This window comes from Traorella massiliensis (assembly GCF_900104665.1).
GTDB classification, from domain to species: Bacteria; Bacillota_I; Bacilli_A; order Erysipelotrichales; family Erysipelotrichaceae; genus Traorella; species Traorella massiliensis.
In genome coordinates this window covers 382,000-400,179 of sequence record NZ_LT629967.1, presented here as the reverse complement: position 1 = coordinate 400,179, position 18,180 = coordinate 382,000, and the positions used below count along the sequence as shown (strand labels likewise).

The window sequence follows — 18,180 nt, the reverse complement described above, 5'->3', positions numbered from 1 at the left end:
CTTGCCTACTCTCTACACGGTTCCACTGACACCTTCACATCTTCTTTTTTTGCTTCTCTTTGAATAGGACATTGGCGAAACGTTCCAATGTCGCTTTTCCCAGATTCTGATCACTTCTTTCCATTCCCTTTCATCCTCTGCCTATCAATCTAAAGTGAAATTTCCTAATATATAAAAAACTCAAGCTCCTGAATTTAAATTCAAGCTTGAGTTTTTTACATTCAACCACAATTTAATGATTATAATTTCATGAATTTTTCAACATCCAGCACGAAGATCGTAGCACCGCCCACCTGTACTTCAACAGGGAATGAAGCAAATCTTCCGATATCATAAGAAGAAGTTGCAGGTACGACTTCTGTTCTTCTTGATGAATATTCACCAATGACTTCAATGGCTTTATCCACTTTTTCATTTTCACAACCAATCAAAAGCGTTGTGTTGCCAGCTCTTAAAAATCCTCCTGTAGTTGCAAGACGAGTCACTGAGTACCCTTCTTTTGTCAAGGCGCTTGATGCAGTAGGTGCATCATCATTTGACATGATAGCTAAAATAAGTTTCATTATATCACCTCTCTATATATGTATTATATCATAATTTTCTTTTCACCATGTGAATAAATTGTCATTTGTCATACATTAAATCTAAAATGCATAACATCGCCATCTTGTACCAGATAGTCTTTTCCCTCTATTCTAAGCTTTCCAGCCTCTTTAATCGCAACTTCGCTTTCATAGTGATCAATATCTTCAAAACGATAAACTTCTGCCTTAATAAAGCCTCTTTGGAAATCACTATGAATGATTCCTGCACATTCCGGGGCACTCATTCCTTTTTTAAAGGTCCAAGCACGGCATTCATCTTCTCCGGCTGTTAAGAAGGTACATAAACCAAGAATGTTGTAAGCTGCCTTTACGACCTTATCCAAACCACTCTCTTCAATACCAAGATCCTGTAAGAACATTTCTTTGTCTTCTTTATCCATTCCAGAGAGTTCCTCTTCAATTTTAGCGCTGATCGGAATAACAAGATTGTTTTCACTTTTAGCGTATTCACATACCTTTTGATAATATGCATTACTTTCAGGATCACCAATTTCATCTTCGCTCATATTCGCAACATAAATCATTGGTTTTAAAGTTAATAAAGAAAAGTTTTTTACCAATAGATATTCATCGTTATCCAGCTCAACACTTCTTGCAGCCTTTCCTTCTAAAAGTACGGCCTGTAATTTCTTTAATACATCCAGTTCTGCCATAGCATCTTTATCTCGTGTCGTCAAAGCTTTTCTTTCTACCTTGCCAATACGATTTTCCACTGTCTGTAAATCAGCTAATGTTAGCTCAAGATTAATGATCTCAATATCACGAATAGGGTCTACACTGCCTTCTACATGCGTAATATCAGCATCATCAAAGCATCGTACTACATGAGCGATCGCATCACATGTACGAATGTTACTTAAAAACTGATTTCCCAGACCTTCTCCTTTACTAGCTCCCTTTACAAGACCAGCAATATCCGTAAATTCAAATGTTGTATAAATCTTCTTTTTCGGATGAAAGATTTCCGCAAGACGATCAATACGTGCATCCGGTACCTCTACGACACCGACATTTGGCTGAATCGTTGCGAAAGGATAATTCGCAGCTTCAACCTGACTTTTTGTAATTGCATTAAATAACGTAGACTTTCCCACATTTGGTAAGCCTACAATTCCCGCTGTTAACGGCATACTTCCTCACCTCAGATTTCTTCAATTAGTTTAATCGTTTCCTCTTCATTATTCAAGAGAACTTTGACTTCTTTGTACAACTTTCTTACATTTTTTCTCAAATTCACTTCTTGGAAATAACACACTTGCTCCACATCCCTGACATTTGATACGAATATCGGCACCCATGCGAATAATTTTCCAATACTTACTTTTATGACACGGATGTTCTTTTTTCATCTCTACAATATCATTTAAATCGTATTCCATGTTTACCCCTTTCTTTGATAAGCAAAAATTAGATTTCGCATTAACATTGAATTAGTGACTACACCCACACCTTTTGGCACAGGTGATATTTTACCGACTTGATCAATGACATCATCAAAATCAACATCACCGCACATCTTTCCATTTTCATCATAGTTGATACCTACATCAATAACTACAGCACCTTTTTTTAACCAATTCTTTTTAATCATCTTAGGAACACCTGCAGCCGCAATAACAACATCTGCATGGGAACATATCTTTTCAATATTCAAGCTTTTTGAATGTACTACCGTAACACTGGCATGCTCATTTAGACACAATTGAGCCACTGGTCTGCCAATCACATTACTGCGGCCCACTACGACTACTTCTTTACCATCCAGATTCATACCACTCTCATGAATAAATTCCATGGCGCTTAATGCTGTACATGGCACAAAAGCTTCCTGGCCTTGATAAAAAAGACCTGTATTCAACGGATGAAGACCATCTACATCTTTCAAAGGATCAATTTCTAAAACGATCTTTTCTCGATTCATATGTGATGGAAGCGGCATTTGTAACAGGATACCATCAATGCTGATCATTTTATTATAGCCATGAATCGTTCTTATCAATTCAAAATCACTGATAGAAGCATCTAAAACGACTGTTTCCAGTTCAACCTTGACTTTTTCACACTTTTTTCGAAGACCTTTCATATAAGCAACACTAGCCGGATGATTGCCAATGGCAATGCATACAAGTTTTGGAATCCTTCTGCCTTTATTGCGGCACTCTTCCACAAATTCAATGGTTCGCTGATCCAGTCTTTCCGCAATTTCTTTTCCATATATACATTTATTTTCCATTGAATAACACCTCACTGTCCAGCATGATCGTAATTGGACCATCATTCAATAACTCTATCTTCATATCTGCACCAAAGATTCCTTCTTCTACACGAAGCCCTCTTTTTCTCAATGCCTCATTAAAGAAGTCATATAAATCATTTGCTTTTTGCTTATCAGCACTCATCTCAAAACCGGGACGTCTTCCTTTCACACAATCCGCATACAAGGTAAACTGTGAAATAGATAGGATATCTCCATGTACATCATCAATGGATAGATTCATTTTTCCATTCTCATCATCATTGATTCGCAAATGATAAATTTTATCGGCCATTTTGTCCGCTATCTTTTCATCATCCGTATGGGTAATGCCAACAAGAAGCATATATCCTCGTTCAATTTTACCTGTTATCTGATTGTCTACCCGACAGCTTGCATAAGCCACTCTCTGTAACAATACTCTCATGATATCACCTTTATCATTATACATGAAATTAAGCTTGAAAGAAACCGCTCACTACTTAAAAAGATAGATAAATTGTGTTAGAATAAACGCATGGAACCTTTAGCATACAGAATGCGTCCTGAACACTTAGATGAAGTGATCGGACAAAAACATTTAATTGGGAAAAATGGAATTTTAAGAAAATGCGTTGAACATAAAAAACTGTTTTCAATGATCTTATATGGTCCTGCCGGTTGCGGCAAAACTACCTTAGCTCGTGTGATCGCTAACGAATGCGAGCTCCCTTTTCGTTTATTTAATGCAGTTACCGGCAATAAAAAAGAATTAGACCAGTTATTTGAAGAAAGCCGCTTTTTCCCAGGATTAGTCGTTATCATAGATGAAGTACATCGTTTAAATAAAGATAAACAGGATTTACTTCTTCCCCATGTGGAAAGTGGTGCCATCACACTCATTGGCGCTACAACAGGAAATCCCTTATTTGTCATCAATCCGGCCATTCGTTCACGCTGCCATCTTTTAGAAGTAAAAAGTAATTCCGAAGAAGATATCATCACCGCTATCCATCATGCCATCCAAAGTGAGAAAGGCTTAAAAAAAGAAGTCACAATCGATGATGAAGCAGCACATATCATTGCCCGTCATGTAAATGGTGATATCCGCTATGCTTTAAACATATTGGAAGTATGTGCCCTTGCTTGTGAGAATCATACGATTACCAGCGAAACGATCCAGCAATTTACGCAGATTCCTAATTTTGCGATCGATAAAAATGATGATGGTCATTATGATACTTTAAGTGCTTTTCAGAAATCAATCCGTGGCAGTGATGTCAACGCTGCCCTTTACTATCTTGGACGTCTTATATTAGCAAATGATATGGATTCGATAGAAAGAAGACTCATCACTACCGCTTATGAAGATATCGGACTTGGAAATCCTGCAGCTGTCGCCCGTTGTGTTACTGCTGTGGATGCCGCTAAAAGAGTCGGCTTTCCAGAAGCACGGATCATCTTAAGCCAGGCTGTGATCGATCTTACCTTATCACCAAAATCAAAATCTGCCGAAGCTGCGATTGACAGTGCCTTGGCTTCATTAAAGAAACAAACCTTGCCAATCCCGGATTATTTACGTTTCACCCCTGTTAACATGCATGAAGAAATGAAATATGATTATGGGCGCAGTGATATATGGCCAAAGTTGCAGTATCTGCCTGATAAAATCAAAGATGCAAAGTTTTATATACCTGAAAACACCAGTACTTATGAAAAAACATTGGCCTCTAATTATGAAAAAATAAATCAAACCAAACGTACAAATCGCATAGATTTATTAAAAAAGAAATAAAATAATTGAAGGAGTTATAGTTATGATTGTCAATATCGTTCATTCTAAAAACAGTTATAGCGTAGATGTAGAAAAAGGAATTCGTGCTGAACAGCTTTATCTTAGTTTAAACGAAAAAAGAGAAAATAAAGTTTTGCTTTGTAAAGTAGATAACAGTTATCGTGACTTAAATCATAAAATAAATCAATCCTGCAGCATCGAATTCCTTGATATGAGTGATAATTACGCTTGGCTTGTCTATCAAAACAGTCTGATCCTTCTTTATGAAAAAGCTGTTTATGATATTCTTGGAAATGTCCAAGTCAATGTATCAAACTCTTTAAATAAAGGTTTATATACAACTATCAAAGGAAATGTTTCAGCTGATGATATCGCTAAAATTGAAAAAAGAATGAAAGAGTTAGTTAACGCTCAATTACCTATTATAAAAGAGCGTATTCAGCGCAAGGAATTATTGAAGCTTTCAAGCTATTTCAACAGTAGAGATCGAAGCCGCTTAATTCTTTCTTCTGAAAGTATTCAAGCTGTGGAAGTTTATTCACTTGACTCTTATAAAGAACTTTTTTATGGGCTGCTTGTGCCAAATACTTCTTACTTACAATATTTTGAACTAAAAAAATATCGGAATGGCATTTTGCTTCGTTATCCACACATCAGCCAGCCAAATGAAATGCCTCCTTATGAAGATCAAAAGCTTCTCTATGATGCTTTTTCAGAAGCAACCATATGGGAAAAATTAATGAATGTCAGCTATGTAGCGGATTTGAACGAAAAAATCAAAAATAATGATTATCAAGATCTGATCATGCTTCAGGAAGCTCTCCATGAAAAGAAAATCTCTGATATTGCCAATCAGATCAAACAAGAAAACAAACGTATTATCCTCATATGTGGTCCTTCATCATCCGGAAAGACTTCTTTCGCAAAGCGCCTTTGTATCCAAATGAGAGTCATTGGTTTAAGACCACTTTATTTAGGAACAGATGATTACTTTGTAGAAAGAAGTGAAACTGTCTTAGATGAAAATGGAGAAAAAGATTATGAAAGTATTCGAGCTGTTGATATTGACCTTTTCAATCAACAAATCAATGAGCTTCTCAACGGTCAGAAAGTTGATATACCGACCTTTGATTTCATAAATGGTACGAAAGTTTTTGGACAACGAATCGTTTCTATCGATAAAAATCAGCCTATCGTCATCGAAGGGATCCATGCACTCAATCAGATATTAACAAGAGATATCGATGATGCCGAAAAATTTAAGATTTATATCAGTCCATTGACTTCACTCAATATTGATCATATCAACCGTATTCCTACAACCGATGCGAGAATGTTAAGAAGACTGGTCCGTGACCACCAATTTAGAGGTCGCCCAGCCAGTCAGACGATTTGTGATTGGCCAAAAGTACGTAAAGGTGAAGATCAGAACATCTTCCCTTTCATCGATCAGGCTGACATCTTCTTTAATACCAATTATATTTATGAACTGGCAGTTTTAAAAAAATATGCAGAACCTCTTTTAGAAAGTGTTCAACCTGAAGAAAAAGAATATGCAGAAGCTCAAAGAATGCTTTCTTTCTTAAGATTTTTTGAAAAGATCGAAGATGATTCCGCTATTGCCAATCAATCGATCTTACGAGAATTTATTGGTGGAAGTATTCTATTATCATAATAGCTATGCCTTACTGATTTCTCTTAATGTTGTAATCAAAAGAAGAAGCATAAGTAAAAGCAAAATATTAGTTAATGAAATATTAGCTAAGCTAGAAATCATCATAACCAATGAAAATAGCATACATTCACATTTGATAAGACTTAAAGAAAGCTGACCGATCTTTTTGTAGGAAATGTAAGTCAGCAACAAAAAAATGATGATTCCAGGCAGCAGAAAAAAAACTGCTGCATTTTTTTGTGGCTGAGCATAAGCAATCCCCGCCATTACAGCCAAAAGCACCCCGCTTATAGTTTCATATACCTCATTTCTTTTCATGATCTTCACTCCTTTTCAGCGTTTTTTTCATGACACCTAAAAAGCCTTTGCTCGTATAATCCAATACACCTCTTTGATAAACAAGAGGTCCTTTTGATAAGATCAGTGCCATAAAGATACAGGAAATCAATGCGGATAATGACAATTCAATAAAACTTACATTTTGAATTAATAAACGACACGGCATAAAAAGCATATTTAAAAATGGAAAAAACGATAGGATAAAGCCAATCCCCTCACTCATTTGGTAAGGTGTATTAACAGATAAAGCAAAATAATAAATTCCTAAAAGAATCAGATAAAAGGGTCCTTGAACATTGCCTGCTTCTTCTATATTGGCAATAAAACTAGAAATCACTACTAAAACCATTTGTAGAAGTAAAATTCCCATCATTAGAAAAAATAAGATAAACAGGATCTTTACAATAAAATCAAATTCAATGGGAATACTGCTTAAAAATTCTAAGATCGTCTCTTGTTCGATCATAAACAAACCTAACTGACGAATTAAAAGAATCAATCCTCTTCCCTCATCAAAAAGAATACGTAAAAAGCCACCAGAGATAATATAACTTCCTAAAAGGAAGGCCTGTATCAAAATTGCCAGCCACCCAACAGCCATCTTTGATAAAAAATGGGTTTTTGCACTCACACTCGTAAGTATAAGCTCTAATTGACGTGTGCTTTTTTCATAAATCACTTCATTAGCAACCGATGTTGAAAAGGAAAGCATCGTAAAATAAATAGAAGTAATAACCATAAATATTAAATTCTGTTTATCACTATTCATCTGAATGCTTTCATATTCAACAACATTCTCAATCATATAAGACTGATTCATAGCTTCCATTTCTTCAATGCTTAACGATTCACTAAGCATCAGATTACGATGAACATCACCAACTAATGATTCTACAAGAGCCATCATTTCTTGGGGTACCTCATACTGACTTGCTAATTTATACCCCTCTTCATAATATAAAACATACGCCTTTGAATCTTTATCCAAGATTTCTTCACTTGACCTATTATCTGCGATAAAATCAAGCCCGCTTTCCACATTCAATAAAGCATTCTCAATCTTTTCATCAACATTCAAATAAATTCTCTGAACATCCAGCAATGATGGATTTACAAGTTCTATCAGCTTATCTGCAAATAAAACACCACATACCACTAAGCACAGCAATACATTCAACAAGATAGCAGCACTATTCCAAAAGCGCCTTTTTAGTGAAAACTTAACGAGTTCTTTCATGTAATGCCTCCCGTATCATCATTTGTAGAGAAACCATTTCTAGTGAAAAGCTGCTCACCTTTTCTCTCATCAATTTACGTACATATTGATTGGCAACATTCTCATTCTCAAGTTTTATATGATATTGATGACCAATCTTTTCCACACTGATCACACCGTCATCTTTTTCATCTATGATATCTTCATCTAAAACTAAAATACGTTGTGGATATTTCTTTTTTAAGTTCTTTAAATTTCCTTTGAAACAAGTATCACCTCGATCAAGATATACAACATCATCTACCAGATCTTCAATATTATTGTACTGATGAGAACTAATAAGTATAATGCGGCCTTCTTTTTTTAATTTCTCACATAGTCTTTTAAATAATCCAACATTTTCAAGATCAAGTCCATTCAAAGGTTCATCGAAGATTAAGATCTTAGGCTGATGAATCAGGGCACATGCCAGCTGCACCAGCTGCATATTTCCCTTTGATAATGAGCGTACCTTCGCATTACGATAACGTTCGATATGTAAATACGCTAACCAGTAATCCATCTGTGCCTCAATTTCTTCATTACCTATTTTTTTCAATCTTGCCAGATATGAAATCTGATCCTTCACCTTCAGATCACGAAGCATACTTTTCTCTTCAGGAAGATAACCAAAAAGACATTTATCTGAAAAATCAAGTAAATTTCCTTCATAAGTAATCTTTCCTTCATCTTTCTCGATCAATCCCAAAAGAACACGAAAAGTTGTCGTCTTACCACTGCCATTACTTCCAAGAATACCAAGGATCCTGCCTTTCTTTATTTTAAAAGAAAGATCTTTCACTCCTACTTTAGTACCATAATATTTAGTTAAATGTTCAACGGCCAGCATGTTTTACTCCATGAATCGCATCTAATATCAAAGGCTGTAGAGGAAGATCATAAACGACATAATGCAATACTTCATCAATGATCTGATTTAAATACGGATCATTTTCTTTGATTTCATCAAACTTTTCTTTTTTTTCATCTCCTAAATAATCAGAATATACTTTATACAATGTTTGCCGGCATCTTCTTTTTAATATATTTTCTTGCAGCATTTTTTATCACCTCTACTCTTATATATCCACTAAAAGCCTAAATTTCCCACTTTTCGACAAATTTTTTTGATATAATTTGAAAATGAAAGATATTTATATTATTTTGTCCGCTACTAACGGACATATGGGAAAATTTATCCGTAAAATAACGAATACCCCTTATAATCATCTCTCATTTTCTTTTCATGAAGATCTCCATGAGGTGCTTTCTTTTGCACGCTATTATTATTCAACTCCTTTTTATGGCGGTTTTATTCATGAGAGTAAAGAAAGATATGATCATGCCAATATAAAATTGTATAAAATATCTATTGATGATAACTCCTATGAAAATATTCAACACTTTATCACGGAAATGGAGGAGCATCCTCATGACTATTATTACCATACGCTAAATGCTCTTTTAAGTCCTTTACATAAAAGTATCAATATAAAAAACGCTTATACCTGCCTGTCTTTTATCAATGCGATCCTCCAGCAAAGCAATCTGACTTTTTCCTTTAACGATGTTCAAGAGCTTATGAATCATTTACAGCCGTATGTAGTATTTGAAGGTACACTCGATACATTCAAGCTTCCTGCTGATTTGACTTATATCAAATTTATTCCTTTCCATCAGATTATCATACTTAGTTTTAAACAGAACTACAGAATTTTAGAAAGTCTTATAAAAAAAATATCCTAGGATGCTAGGATATTTAATCTTTATACAGAATATAACTGTAAATCATAAAGTTTCTTATAAATGCCATTATTTTGAAGCAATTGTTGATGCGTACCCATTTCACGAATCTTTCCTTTATGCATGACAATGATATTGTCTGCATGCTGGATCGTACTTAAACGGTGAGCCACCATGATCGTTGTTCTTCCTTCCATCAGTCTTTCTAAGGCTTGCTGGATCAATTGCTCAGTTTCAGTATCAATATTAGCTGTTGCTTCATCCATGACCAGAATCTTTGGATCAAACGCCAATGTTCTTGCGAAAGAAAGCAATTGCCGTTGTCCGCTTGAAAGTGTCGACCCTCTTTCACTAACAGGCTCATGATATCCTTCTGGAAGCTGTTCGATGAAATGTGCTGCATTGACTGTCTGAGCACTCTTGGCAATCGTTTCATCACTGATATCTTCATTTAATAAACGAACATTGCTGCTGATATCACCAGTAAAGATAAAGACATCCTGCTGCATCTGACCGATCGCATCACGAATCTGGGCAATACTTAAATCTTTGATATCAACATCATCAATCAAAATCTGTCCTTTTTGAATATCATAATATCGACCAATCAAATTTAATATCGATGATTTACCGGCACCTGTTGCTCCAACAAACGCCACCTTTTCTCCTGGATGGATCACAAAAGAAACATCTCTTAATACATAATCATCTTTTTCATAAGCAAACCATACATGCTTAAATTCGATTTTCCCTTTGATTTCATCCAAAACAACAGGATTTTCTTTTTCCAATATCGTATTCTTCTCATCAAGAATCGTGAATATTTTTTCTGCACTGGCAAAAGCATTCTGCAATGTTGAAAACTGCTCTGCAAGATCCTGTATCGGTTCAAAGAAATTAGAAATATAATTGATAAACACATACAGAACCCCAATCGTAAGCGTACTATCCAATACATTCATGCCACCCATATATAATACGATACCTAATGCTAATTGACTTAAAAAGTAAATCAAAGGTCTAAATATCGCAAATACACTCATCTGTTTGATATTTGCACGATATAATTCACTATTTTTATCTTTAAATTCTTCATATTTCATTTTTTCATTCGCAAATATTTGAATAAGACGCATACCTGAAATATTTTCAGATAAGAAAGTATTCAGCATACTGATCTTTGTACGAATTTCACGATGAATCTTTCTAGATAATCGCTTAAATATAACAGTCAAGACTGCAATGACTGGTACCAATATGAATGAATATAACGCTAAAGTCAAATTCATACTTAACATAACAACAGCCAAACCAATGATTTTTATTGAATTTCTAAACAGACGTATTAAAATGTTCGCATACATCTCATGTAATGATTCCACATCATTCGTTGCTCTTGTCACAATTCTTCCTACAGGATGTGTATCAAAGAAACGTAAAGGCAGTGAATGTACATGGTGGAAAATTTCCCGACGGATTTCATAGATAATATTCTGTCCAGTCAACTGTAATACCCATGTCTGAACAAAAGTACAAATAAGATTCAGCACCAGTATGATCGTATAAAGGATACCAATGCGAACTATACCGTGGAAATCATTGTTTCGCAGAACTTTTAATTCATCAGCATTTAGTTTTTCTCCACTGATTCCTGCAATCACCATCCCACTATCAGTAACACTCTCAGGGCGAACATTCCCTTGACTGATTTCATACATTTCTTGACTTTCTTGAGCATTTAAATCTTTAAAGAAATAATACTCATCTTCATACATGATCAGCTGAGCAAAACTATCTGCTCCTTCTAGATTCTTAGAAAGATATTCTCCTTGAAATAAAAGATCACTCTTATCTACGATTGCATATGGCTGATTATATCCTTCAATATAAGTATCAATCGCATCACCGATCAAAATAGGACGAAGCAGCTCAAATACTGTGATCAATAAAACCAATATGATGGAAAGAACCATTTGTTTTACATATGGCTTCATATAAGTCAATAGACGTTTTGTAATACTGCCGGAGTATTCGGATTCGACTTTTTCTTCTACCATTTCTGCCATGTTACCCTCCTTTACTCAGCACTTAGCTGCTTTTCCAGCTGCTGTTTATCATACATTTCCTTAAAGATACCGCCTAATGCCATCAGTTCATCAAAGGTTCCATATTCCGCTTTCTTTCCTTCCTCAAGAATTAAGATATGATCAGCATTTTTCACCGTTGAAATACGATGAGCAATCATGATCGTCGTTTTATCTTTTCTTTTCTTTTTCAAATTTTCCAATATCTGATCTTCTGTATCGGTATCAACTGCACTTAATGAATCATCTAAGATCAAGATCGGAGAATCCTTTAATAAAGCACGGGCAATGGCACAGCGCTGCTTCTGACCTCCAGAAAGCGTCACCCCACGTTCACCAACAACCGTCTCATAACCTTCTGGAAAATCAATGATATTATCATGCACACAAGCCATCTTACATACTTCCACTACTTCTTCATGAGTTGCGCTACGTTTTCCAAAAGAAATATTTCTTTCCAGCGTATCGCTGAATAAATAACTATCCTGCGGTACATAAGCAATACTGCTTCTTAATACGTGTAGTGGTATTTTCTTGATATCATGACCATCAAATAAAATTTCACCCTCACTGATATCATATAAACGTAAAAGCAAATTGACCAAAGTTGTCTTTCCATCACCTGTACGACCTAAGATCGCTAATGTTTCGCCACGTTTGATTTCAATGGATAAATCACTTAAAGCATCCTGAAATTCATCTCCATAGCTAAATGAAAGATGACGGATAGAGATATCGCCATATAATTCCTTTATATCCAATGGATGCTCATCATCCACGATATCCGGTATTTCATCAAATACTTGATTGATACGTCCTATAGCTGCTCTTCCTTGAGAAAAAGAAGTGATGCTGTCCCCAAGAGCAATCATCGGCCATATCAGCATTCCCAGATATTGATTAAATGCGACAAAACGTCCTAAAGTAATTTGTGCTGTCAAAGCCAGATATCCGCCATAAATGATCGTAATAACATAACTGATCCCAATGATAAAATCCATCAGCGGCATAAAAGTAGCCATCAGCTTTACAACTCGCATATTCATCTTTTTATTATAATCATTTACTTTTTGAAACGCCTTATCCTGCTTTTCTTCCTGAACAAAAGCTTTGATTACACGCTCACCTGTAATACTTTCCTGGACATGATCGCTGAGTTTCGCAAATGCATCTTGCTTTTTCGCAAAACGGCGTTCAAATTCTTCTCCAAAATAATAACCTCCGATCGCAATCAAAGACATGGGAATCAAAGTCAACAAGGTCAGCTTAAAATCAACATACACCATCATCTGATACAATACTAAAGCCGTCATCACGATCGCATCAAAACTACTGATAACTGCAGGCCCTATTGAATTTCGCAAAGCCTCCAGATCATTCGTGAAATGAGTCATCAGATCACCAGTTTTATGCGTATTGAAATACGTCTGTGATAATTCTTCCAGCTTTGAAAATAAATCATTTCGCAATTCATTTTCAATTTTTCGAGAAGTACCAAAAATAAAAACACGCCAAAAAACGCGTCCTAACGTAATCAGCAAAGCTACTCCCAAAAGTGAAAGAATCAGTTGAAAAACTCCATTCAAATCAAGGGTAAAGGAAGCCAACCCATCTGTGATCTCACCTGTAATTTGCGGTATGAATAAATTAACATAATCAACCATCAAAAGAGTCAACAGACCAAGTAAATAAGGGATCTTGTATTTCCATATATATGCTAACAAAACACCCTTTTTTTTCATATATTCACCCCCATAGCTGCAATGAGTATATTGTAATTCTAAATGAAGTTTTTTTCAAGTGTCATTGATATTTTAAATCACTAAAAAGAAAGTGTTTTCATCTTTATGTATAAAACACTCACATCTATATCTTTATTTACACTTCTCTTTATGTTAGAATTACTTTTCAAAGGAGACCTACTATGAATAAAGTTGAAATAATAAAAGCGGTTTCTGGTGATGAAAAAATATTGGCTTACATCCAAACTCAATCGTGGAAAACTGCATTTCATCACATTCTTTCTGCCGAAGAGCTTGAGAAAAGTACCAATATTGATAATGTGGAAGAAATGTATCGAAAAGTCTTATCTCATGGCATTGTTCATTTAGAAATTGAACTTGTAGATGAAAAACCTTATTGTATTGCCGGATGGAGCCAGAACAGAAATCAGCTTGGAAGCGAAACTGCGGAATTGATCTGTATCCACAGTCTGGAAAATCAAAGACGACAGGGATATGGCTCTGTAATGATGAAGCATCTTCTTCATGAAATAAAGCAAGCAGGATATTCTGAGGTTATCTTGTGGGTTTTTGAAAAAAATCAGATTGCTCGGAATTTTTATGAAAAACATGGATTTGTCTTAACAGATAAAACAAAGGAAGCTCAGGGTATTGTTGAACTTTTGTATTCAAAAAAGATATAAATGACGTGACCAGAATATAACCGGCCATATTTTTTTCACCATGAATGGTTTTTAATTATACCTGAAAAATTCATGAAGAAAAAGAGCCAAAGCTTTTATTCATTCTAACGAAAACATCCTTGTTCAGCTTAACTTGCACCATGGCGATAGTAAATAAGGATGAATACTTTTAGAAGCAAATATCAAAAATAGTGGTAAGAATCGTGAAACATACAAGGAAAATCGAGTACCATTTCAGCAGTGCATATCCAAGACAAGATATATTTCATCATTATATGAAAAAGTGATGTTAATTTAAAGAATTAATTCAATAGTAAACGATGCAGGTATGGATCTGCCGTTTTTTGTGCAAAACCTTGAGTTGATGATTCACGATTCACCTATTAATTTACTTTCATGAATCATTCAGGTTAAATATTTATAAATCTAAGCTATTATCATCTCTTAAAAATTCTCTGATACTCATAGTGGTTATACCTTTATCATCACGTTTTAATTTAATATAATTACCTACAATTACAATTTTCTTAAACGAATCATTAATACTTAATAAAGGCCTTTCTTCTTGAACTTTTTTTTCGTTGTCAGGAAGAAAAAAAGCTGATTGGAAGCTCCTAACACCGAAAATTAGGTATCGTTACCATATTTTCGTAATAAAAATCTTTTATTATCAGATATACTTTTGACTGAAATATCTAACTCTCCTGATAAAACAAAAGAATGCAATCAAAAATAATCATGGATTTGTATGAAGAAAAGAGGAGCGTAAACTTCATCGAAGACTAAACATTTAATTATTCTGATTTCATGAATCATTCAGGTATTATCATGCTTGAAGAAGTAGAGTAGATAGTCTTATAAAAAGAAGGGTAGGTAATTGCTATGATTCATGTAGGTTATTCATATAGCTGATGCATAGTTTAACATGAATAAATAAATCCCCTTATTTACGATAATATTTAACCCATTCCATCAGCAACATAAACCATGTCTGGACATGACATTCTCTTGTTCCTGTACACTCACGTGCCAATGATAAAGCATGACTGCCTTGTTCATAAAAATGAGCTTCCCATGGAATATTTTTATCTTGAAGCATCTTTGCGTAAACAAGTGATTGCCCAATTGGAACCAGTTCATCTTTTGTCGTATGCCAGATAAAAGTAGGGGGTGTATTCTCATTCACCGTATTCACAGGACTCCACTCATCCATCATCTCTTTATTAGGATCGATGGTATTATAAAATGCCTTATACATCTTGACTAAACCAGGCTGATTCTTTTTCAGCCATATGAGATATTCCTCATCAAGTTTTGTTACACCGTAACATACGACCTGAAACCAAGGTCGAATGCCTTTTGATAATCCCGCTTTTTTCAATAGCCACTCCTCATTCCACCAGTTTCCATAGACTGCACTCAAATGCCCTCCAGCGGAAAAACCAATCGTTGCGATTTTAGAAACATCGACATGTAACTCATCCGCATGATCAACGATCATTTTCAAAGCCATAGCCAATTCAATAAGCGAGTTAGGATAATTTGAAGAAACACGATCACAATCATAAATAAGTTTTTCTCCTTCATCAATTGCTTCTTCATATGTCCAATCCGGATTCTTTTTCATCAAATCAGAAGTAATCGTTGAATAAGAAAAGACAAAAGCCTGAAAGTCGTTCGCATAAAAGGCCTCTGCTACCGGTTCTCCTTCATTAGTTCCTACAAGCATGTAGGCACCACCAGGAATGACAACAATGGCAGGTCTATTATCATTTGATTCATGAAGATAGGCTGTTAAATAAGCGCTGTCTTTGATTTCATACTTTTTTTGAATCATAACATTCTCCTCTATTTATATTTTTTCTACAAAATATTATAACATATTTATCTTTGTTCAATATTTAAGAAAGCCCTGTATAAAGAAAAAGAGGTTTCACACCTCTTTTTCTCGTTATTTAATAATTGCCGGTAACCAGTGTTCCGGGAGTTTAACACCTTATCAAATTAATGATATTTAATATAAGGCTTAAAATAAGCTTTTTTTAATGAAATTTTGTCAATTTTTATGTTTTTATATGTAGTATTTTGTGGTATTCTGTGTTATAATATATCTGGTGATATTTTATGCGTGTCAGTATCAGTAAATCTACAAATGCAGAACAGGTTTATATTATCCATTCTTTCCGTGATAGGAATGGAAAAAGTACTTCTAAAATCTTTAAAAAGCTTGGTTCCATGGATCAATTGCTCCCTCTTCATGATAATGACAGGGATAAGGTCATTGCCTGGGCGAAACAGCAGGCTAAACTTGCTACCGATTCCTATAAAAAAGAAAACGAAACCATTTCTATCCCTTTTCATCCTAATATGCAGATCAAATTAAACGAGCAAAGAAATTTCAACTGCGGCTATCTCTTCCTTCAGTCGCTATGCTCTGATCTGCGTTTCGATAATATTTGCCGGAATATCAGGAATCGCCATGATTATGAATATCCTTTTCAGGATATCCTGCTTGATATGGTCTATGCCCGTATCCTTTATCCTGCCAGCAAGAAGAGCACTTATTCTTTTGCACAGACTCTTCTGGAACAGCCTGAGTATGATCTTCATCACATGTATCGTTCTCTTTCTGTCCTTGCAGGCGAGTCTGATTATATCCAGTCCGAACTCTATCGCAATAGTCATTTCGTACACAGCAGAAATACGAAGATTCTTTATTATGACTGTACTAACTATTATTTTGAAATTGAAGAATCCGATGAATTGAGGAAATATGGCAAGAGCAAAGAACATAGACCTAATCCTATCGTTGGAATGGGACTCTTTATGGATGCAGACGGTATTCCTCTTGCTTTTGATATTTATCCAGGCAGTCAGAATGAACAGAAAACTCTAAAACCTCTCGAACAGAAGGTCATCCGTGATTTCGAATGCTCTGAATTCATTTTCTGTTCAGATTCCGGACTCGCTTCTCAGGACAACAGGCTCTTCAATGACATGGGCGGAAGAGGCTATGTAGTTACCCAGTCACTGAAAAAGCTGAAACAGGAATACCGGGAAACTGCCTTAGATCCAAAACAGTTCAGAAAGCCGGGAAGTAACGAATGGATCGATATTTCTGCTCTGGATGAGACGAATCCTGAAGTATACGAAACCATCTACTATAAAGAAGTGCCGATCGAATCAAAAAAACTGTCAGAAACCATGATCGTTACCTATTCGCCAAAATACAGAGCTTATCAGAAAAAGATCAGAGAGCAGCAATTAGAACGAGCAAAGAAGCTGATCGAAAGTGGAGATAAATTGAAGAAGGAGAGAAGGAATCCGAACGATCCTGCTCGCTTTGTGAAGAAGACATCAGTTACGGAATATGGCGAGGTAGCAGATAAAGAAATATATGAACTCGATAAAGACATGATAGACAAAGAAACTATGTATGATGGTTTCTATGCAGTGGTAACCGATATAGAAGGAGATGCAGCACAGATCATAAACATTAATAAGCGCAGATGGCAGATTGAAGAATGTTTCAGGATCATGAAAACAGAATTCGATGCAAGACCTGTATATTTGCGTAGAGAAGACAGAATCAAAGCACACTTTCTGATCTGTTTCATTGCACTGATGATCTTTCGATTACTGGAGATCAGGCTGGAAAAAGAATATACAGCCGAACAGATCATCAGCACACTGAAGAAGATGGAAGTATGTAGGCTAGAAGAATATGGATATATTCCGACATACACAAGAACAGAATTAACGGATAAATTACACGAAGTATTCGGATTCAGAACTGATACAGAGATCATCAAGAAATCAAAGATGAGAAGCATCATTAAAAAAAGTAAGGAAAAGCAATAAAATACTACATATCTTTACAAAACCAAAACCTCAGGAATAACCCTTAATCTCGGTGTTTTCTTGAGGTTTCTTACTTTTTAACTGTCAAAGATGGGATATTATAACATATTTATCTTTGTTCAATATTTAAAAAAGCCCTGTATAAAGAAAAAGAGGTTTCACACC

Annotated in this window: 17 protein-coding genes; 5 read left to right on the top strand and 12 right to left on the bottom strand. The window is 35.2% G+C overall.

Going from position 1 to position 18,180, the window contains the following annotated elements; genetic code table 11:
- Window positions 1-239: 239 nt before the first annotated feature.
- From BQ5367_RS03080 to dtd, 5 genes are all read right to left on the bottom strand, one after another.
- Window positions 240-563, bottom strand: coding sequence for a cyclic-di-AMP receptor (locus tag BQ5367_RS03080; RefSeq protein WP_071441099.1), 324 nt, complete (start codon window positions 561-563; stop codon window positions 240-242).
- A gap of 68 nt (window positions 564-631) precedes the next feature.
- On the bottom strand, window positions 632-1,735 hold the full coding sequence (gene ychF / locus BQ5367_RS03075; RefSeq protein ID WP_071441098.1) for a redox-regulated ATPase YchF: 1,104 nt from the start codon (window positions 1,733-1,735) through the stop codon (window positions 632-634).
- A gap of 48 nt (window positions 1,736-1,783) precedes the next feature.
- Window positions 1,784-1,984, bottom strand: a complete 201-nt coding sequence (locus BQ5367_RS03070) for a DUF951 domain-containing protein (protein WP_071441097.1) — start codon at window positions 1,982-1,984, stop codon at window positions 1,784-1,786.
- 2 nt (window positions 1,985-1,986) lie between these two features.
- A complete protein-coding gene (locus tag BQ5367_RS03065) occupies window positions 1,987-2,838 on the bottom strand; it encodes a bifunctional 5,10-methylenetetrahydrofolate dehydrogenase/5,10-methenyltetrahydrofolate cyclohydrolase (RefSeq protein WP_071441096.1) in 852 nt (283 codons plus the stop codon).
- The gene (gene dtd / locus BQ5367_RS03060) at window positions 2,828-3,286 is read right to left on the bottom strand and encodes a D-aminoacyl-tRNA deacylase (RefSeq protein ID WP_071441095.1); all 459 of its coding nucleotides are present in this window, start codon (window positions 3,284-3,286) and stop codon (window positions 2,828-2,830) included. Before dtd ends, BQ5367_RS03065 begins: the two co-directional genes overlap by 11 nt.
- A gap of 90 nt (window positions 3,287-3,376) precedes the next feature.
- Between dtd and BQ5367_RS03055 the strand changes: the two genes are divergently transcribed.
- Both BQ5367_RS03055 and BQ5367_RS03050 read left to right on the top strand, forming a co-directional pair.
- Entirely contained in the window at window positions 3,377-4,633 is a 1,257-nt protein-coding gene (locus tag BQ5367_RS03055; protein WP_071441094.1) for a replication-associated recombination protein A, read from the top strand.
- Between the two features lie 22 nt (window positions 4,634-4,655).
- Entirely contained in the window at window positions 4,656-6,308 is a 1,653-nt protein-coding gene (locus BQ5367_RS03050) for a nucleoside kinase (RefSeq protein ID WP_083383140.1), read from the top strand.
- Between the two features lie 3 nt (window positions 6,309-6,311).
- On the opposite strand, the gene BQ5367_RS03045 is transcribed toward BQ5367_RS03050, so the two are convergent.
- The 4 genes from BQ5367_RS03045 to BQ5367_RS03030 are packed head-to-tail and all read right to left on the bottom strand — an operon-like array spanning window position 6,312 to window position 8,963.
- Window positions 6,312-6,626 carry a hypothetical protein gene (locus BQ5367_RS03045; protein ID WP_071441092.1) on the bottom strand — a complete coding sequence of 105 codons (315 nt, stop codon included), beginning with the start codon at window positions 6,624-6,626 and terminating at the stop codon, window positions 6,312-6,314.
- Complete coding sequence (locus tag BQ5367_RS03040; protein ID WP_071441091.1) at window positions 6,613-7,884, bottom strand: ABC transporter permease; 1,272 nt, start codon at window positions 7,882-7,884, stop codon at window positions 6,613-6,615. Before BQ5367_RS03040 ends, BQ5367_RS03045 begins: the two co-directional genes overlap by 14 nt.
- Window positions 7,868-8,752, bottom strand: coding sequence for an ABC transporter ATP-binding protein (locus tag BQ5367_RS03035; protein WP_071441090.1), 885 nt, complete (start codon window positions 8,750-8,752; stop codon window positions 7,868-7,870). The genes BQ5367_RS03040 and BQ5367_RS03035 overlap by 17 nt, the downstream gene beginning before the upstream one ends.
- A complete protein-coding gene (locus BQ5367_RS03030; RefSeq protein WP_071441089.1) occupies window positions 8,739-8,963 on the bottom strand; it encodes a hypothetical protein in 225 nt (74 codons plus the stop codon). Before BQ5367_RS03030 ends, BQ5367_RS03035 begins: the two co-directional genes overlap by 14 nt.
- Window positions 8,964-9,045: 82 nt before the next feature.
- Between BQ5367_RS03030 and BQ5367_RS03025 the strand changes: the two genes are divergently transcribed.
- Entirely contained in the window at window positions 9,046-9,648 is a 603-nt protein-coding gene (locus BQ5367_RS03025) for a BAR domain-containing protein (RefSeq protein WP_143052336.1), read from the top strand.
- 20 nt (window positions 9,649-9,668) lie between these two features.
- On the opposite strand, the gene BQ5367_RS03020 is transcribed toward BQ5367_RS03025, so the two are convergent.
- Window positions 9,669-11,711: an ABC transporter ATP-binding protein gene (locus BQ5367_RS03020; RefSeq protein WP_071441087.1), complete on the bottom strand. Its 2,043-nt coding sequence runs from the start codon at window positions 11,709-11,711 to the stop codon at window positions 9,669-9,671.
- Window positions 11,712-11,722: 11 nt separating this feature from the next.
- On the bottom strand, window positions 11,723-13,471 hold the full coding sequence (locus BQ5367_RS03015; protein ID WP_071441086.1) for an ABC transporter ATP-binding protein: 1,749 nt from the start codon (window positions 13,469-13,471) through the stop codon (window positions 11,723-11,725).
- A 182-nt stretch (window positions 13,472-13,653) separates the two neighbouring features.
- Here BQ5367_RS03015 and BQ5367_RS03010 point away from each other — a divergent pair, with 182 nt between their 5' ends.
- Entirely contained in the window at window positions 13,654-14,154 is a 501-nt protein-coding gene (locus BQ5367_RS03010; RefSeq protein ID WP_071441085.1) for a GNAT family N-acetyltransferase, read from the top strand.
- Between the two features lie 943 nt (window positions 14,155-15,097).
- Here BQ5367_RS03010 and BQ5367_RS03005 read toward each other — a convergent pair.
- On the bottom strand, window positions 15,098-15,991 hold the full coding sequence (locus BQ5367_RS03005; protein ID WP_071441084.1) for an alpha/beta hydrolase: 894 nt from the start codon (window positions 15,989-15,991) through the stop codon (window positions 15,098-15,100).
- A 287-nt stretch (window positions 15,992-16,278) separates the two neighbouring features.
- On the opposite strand from BQ5367_RS03005, the gene BQ5367_RS03000 reads away from it, so the two are divergent.
- Window positions 16,279-18,015 carry an IS1634 family transposase gene (locus tag BQ5367_RS03000; protein WP_071441083.1) on the top strand — a complete coding sequence of 579 codons (1,737 nt, stop codon included), beginning with the start codon at window positions 16,279-16,281 and terminating at the stop codon, window positions 18,013-18,015.
- Window positions 18,016-18,180: the final 165 nt, after the last annotated feature.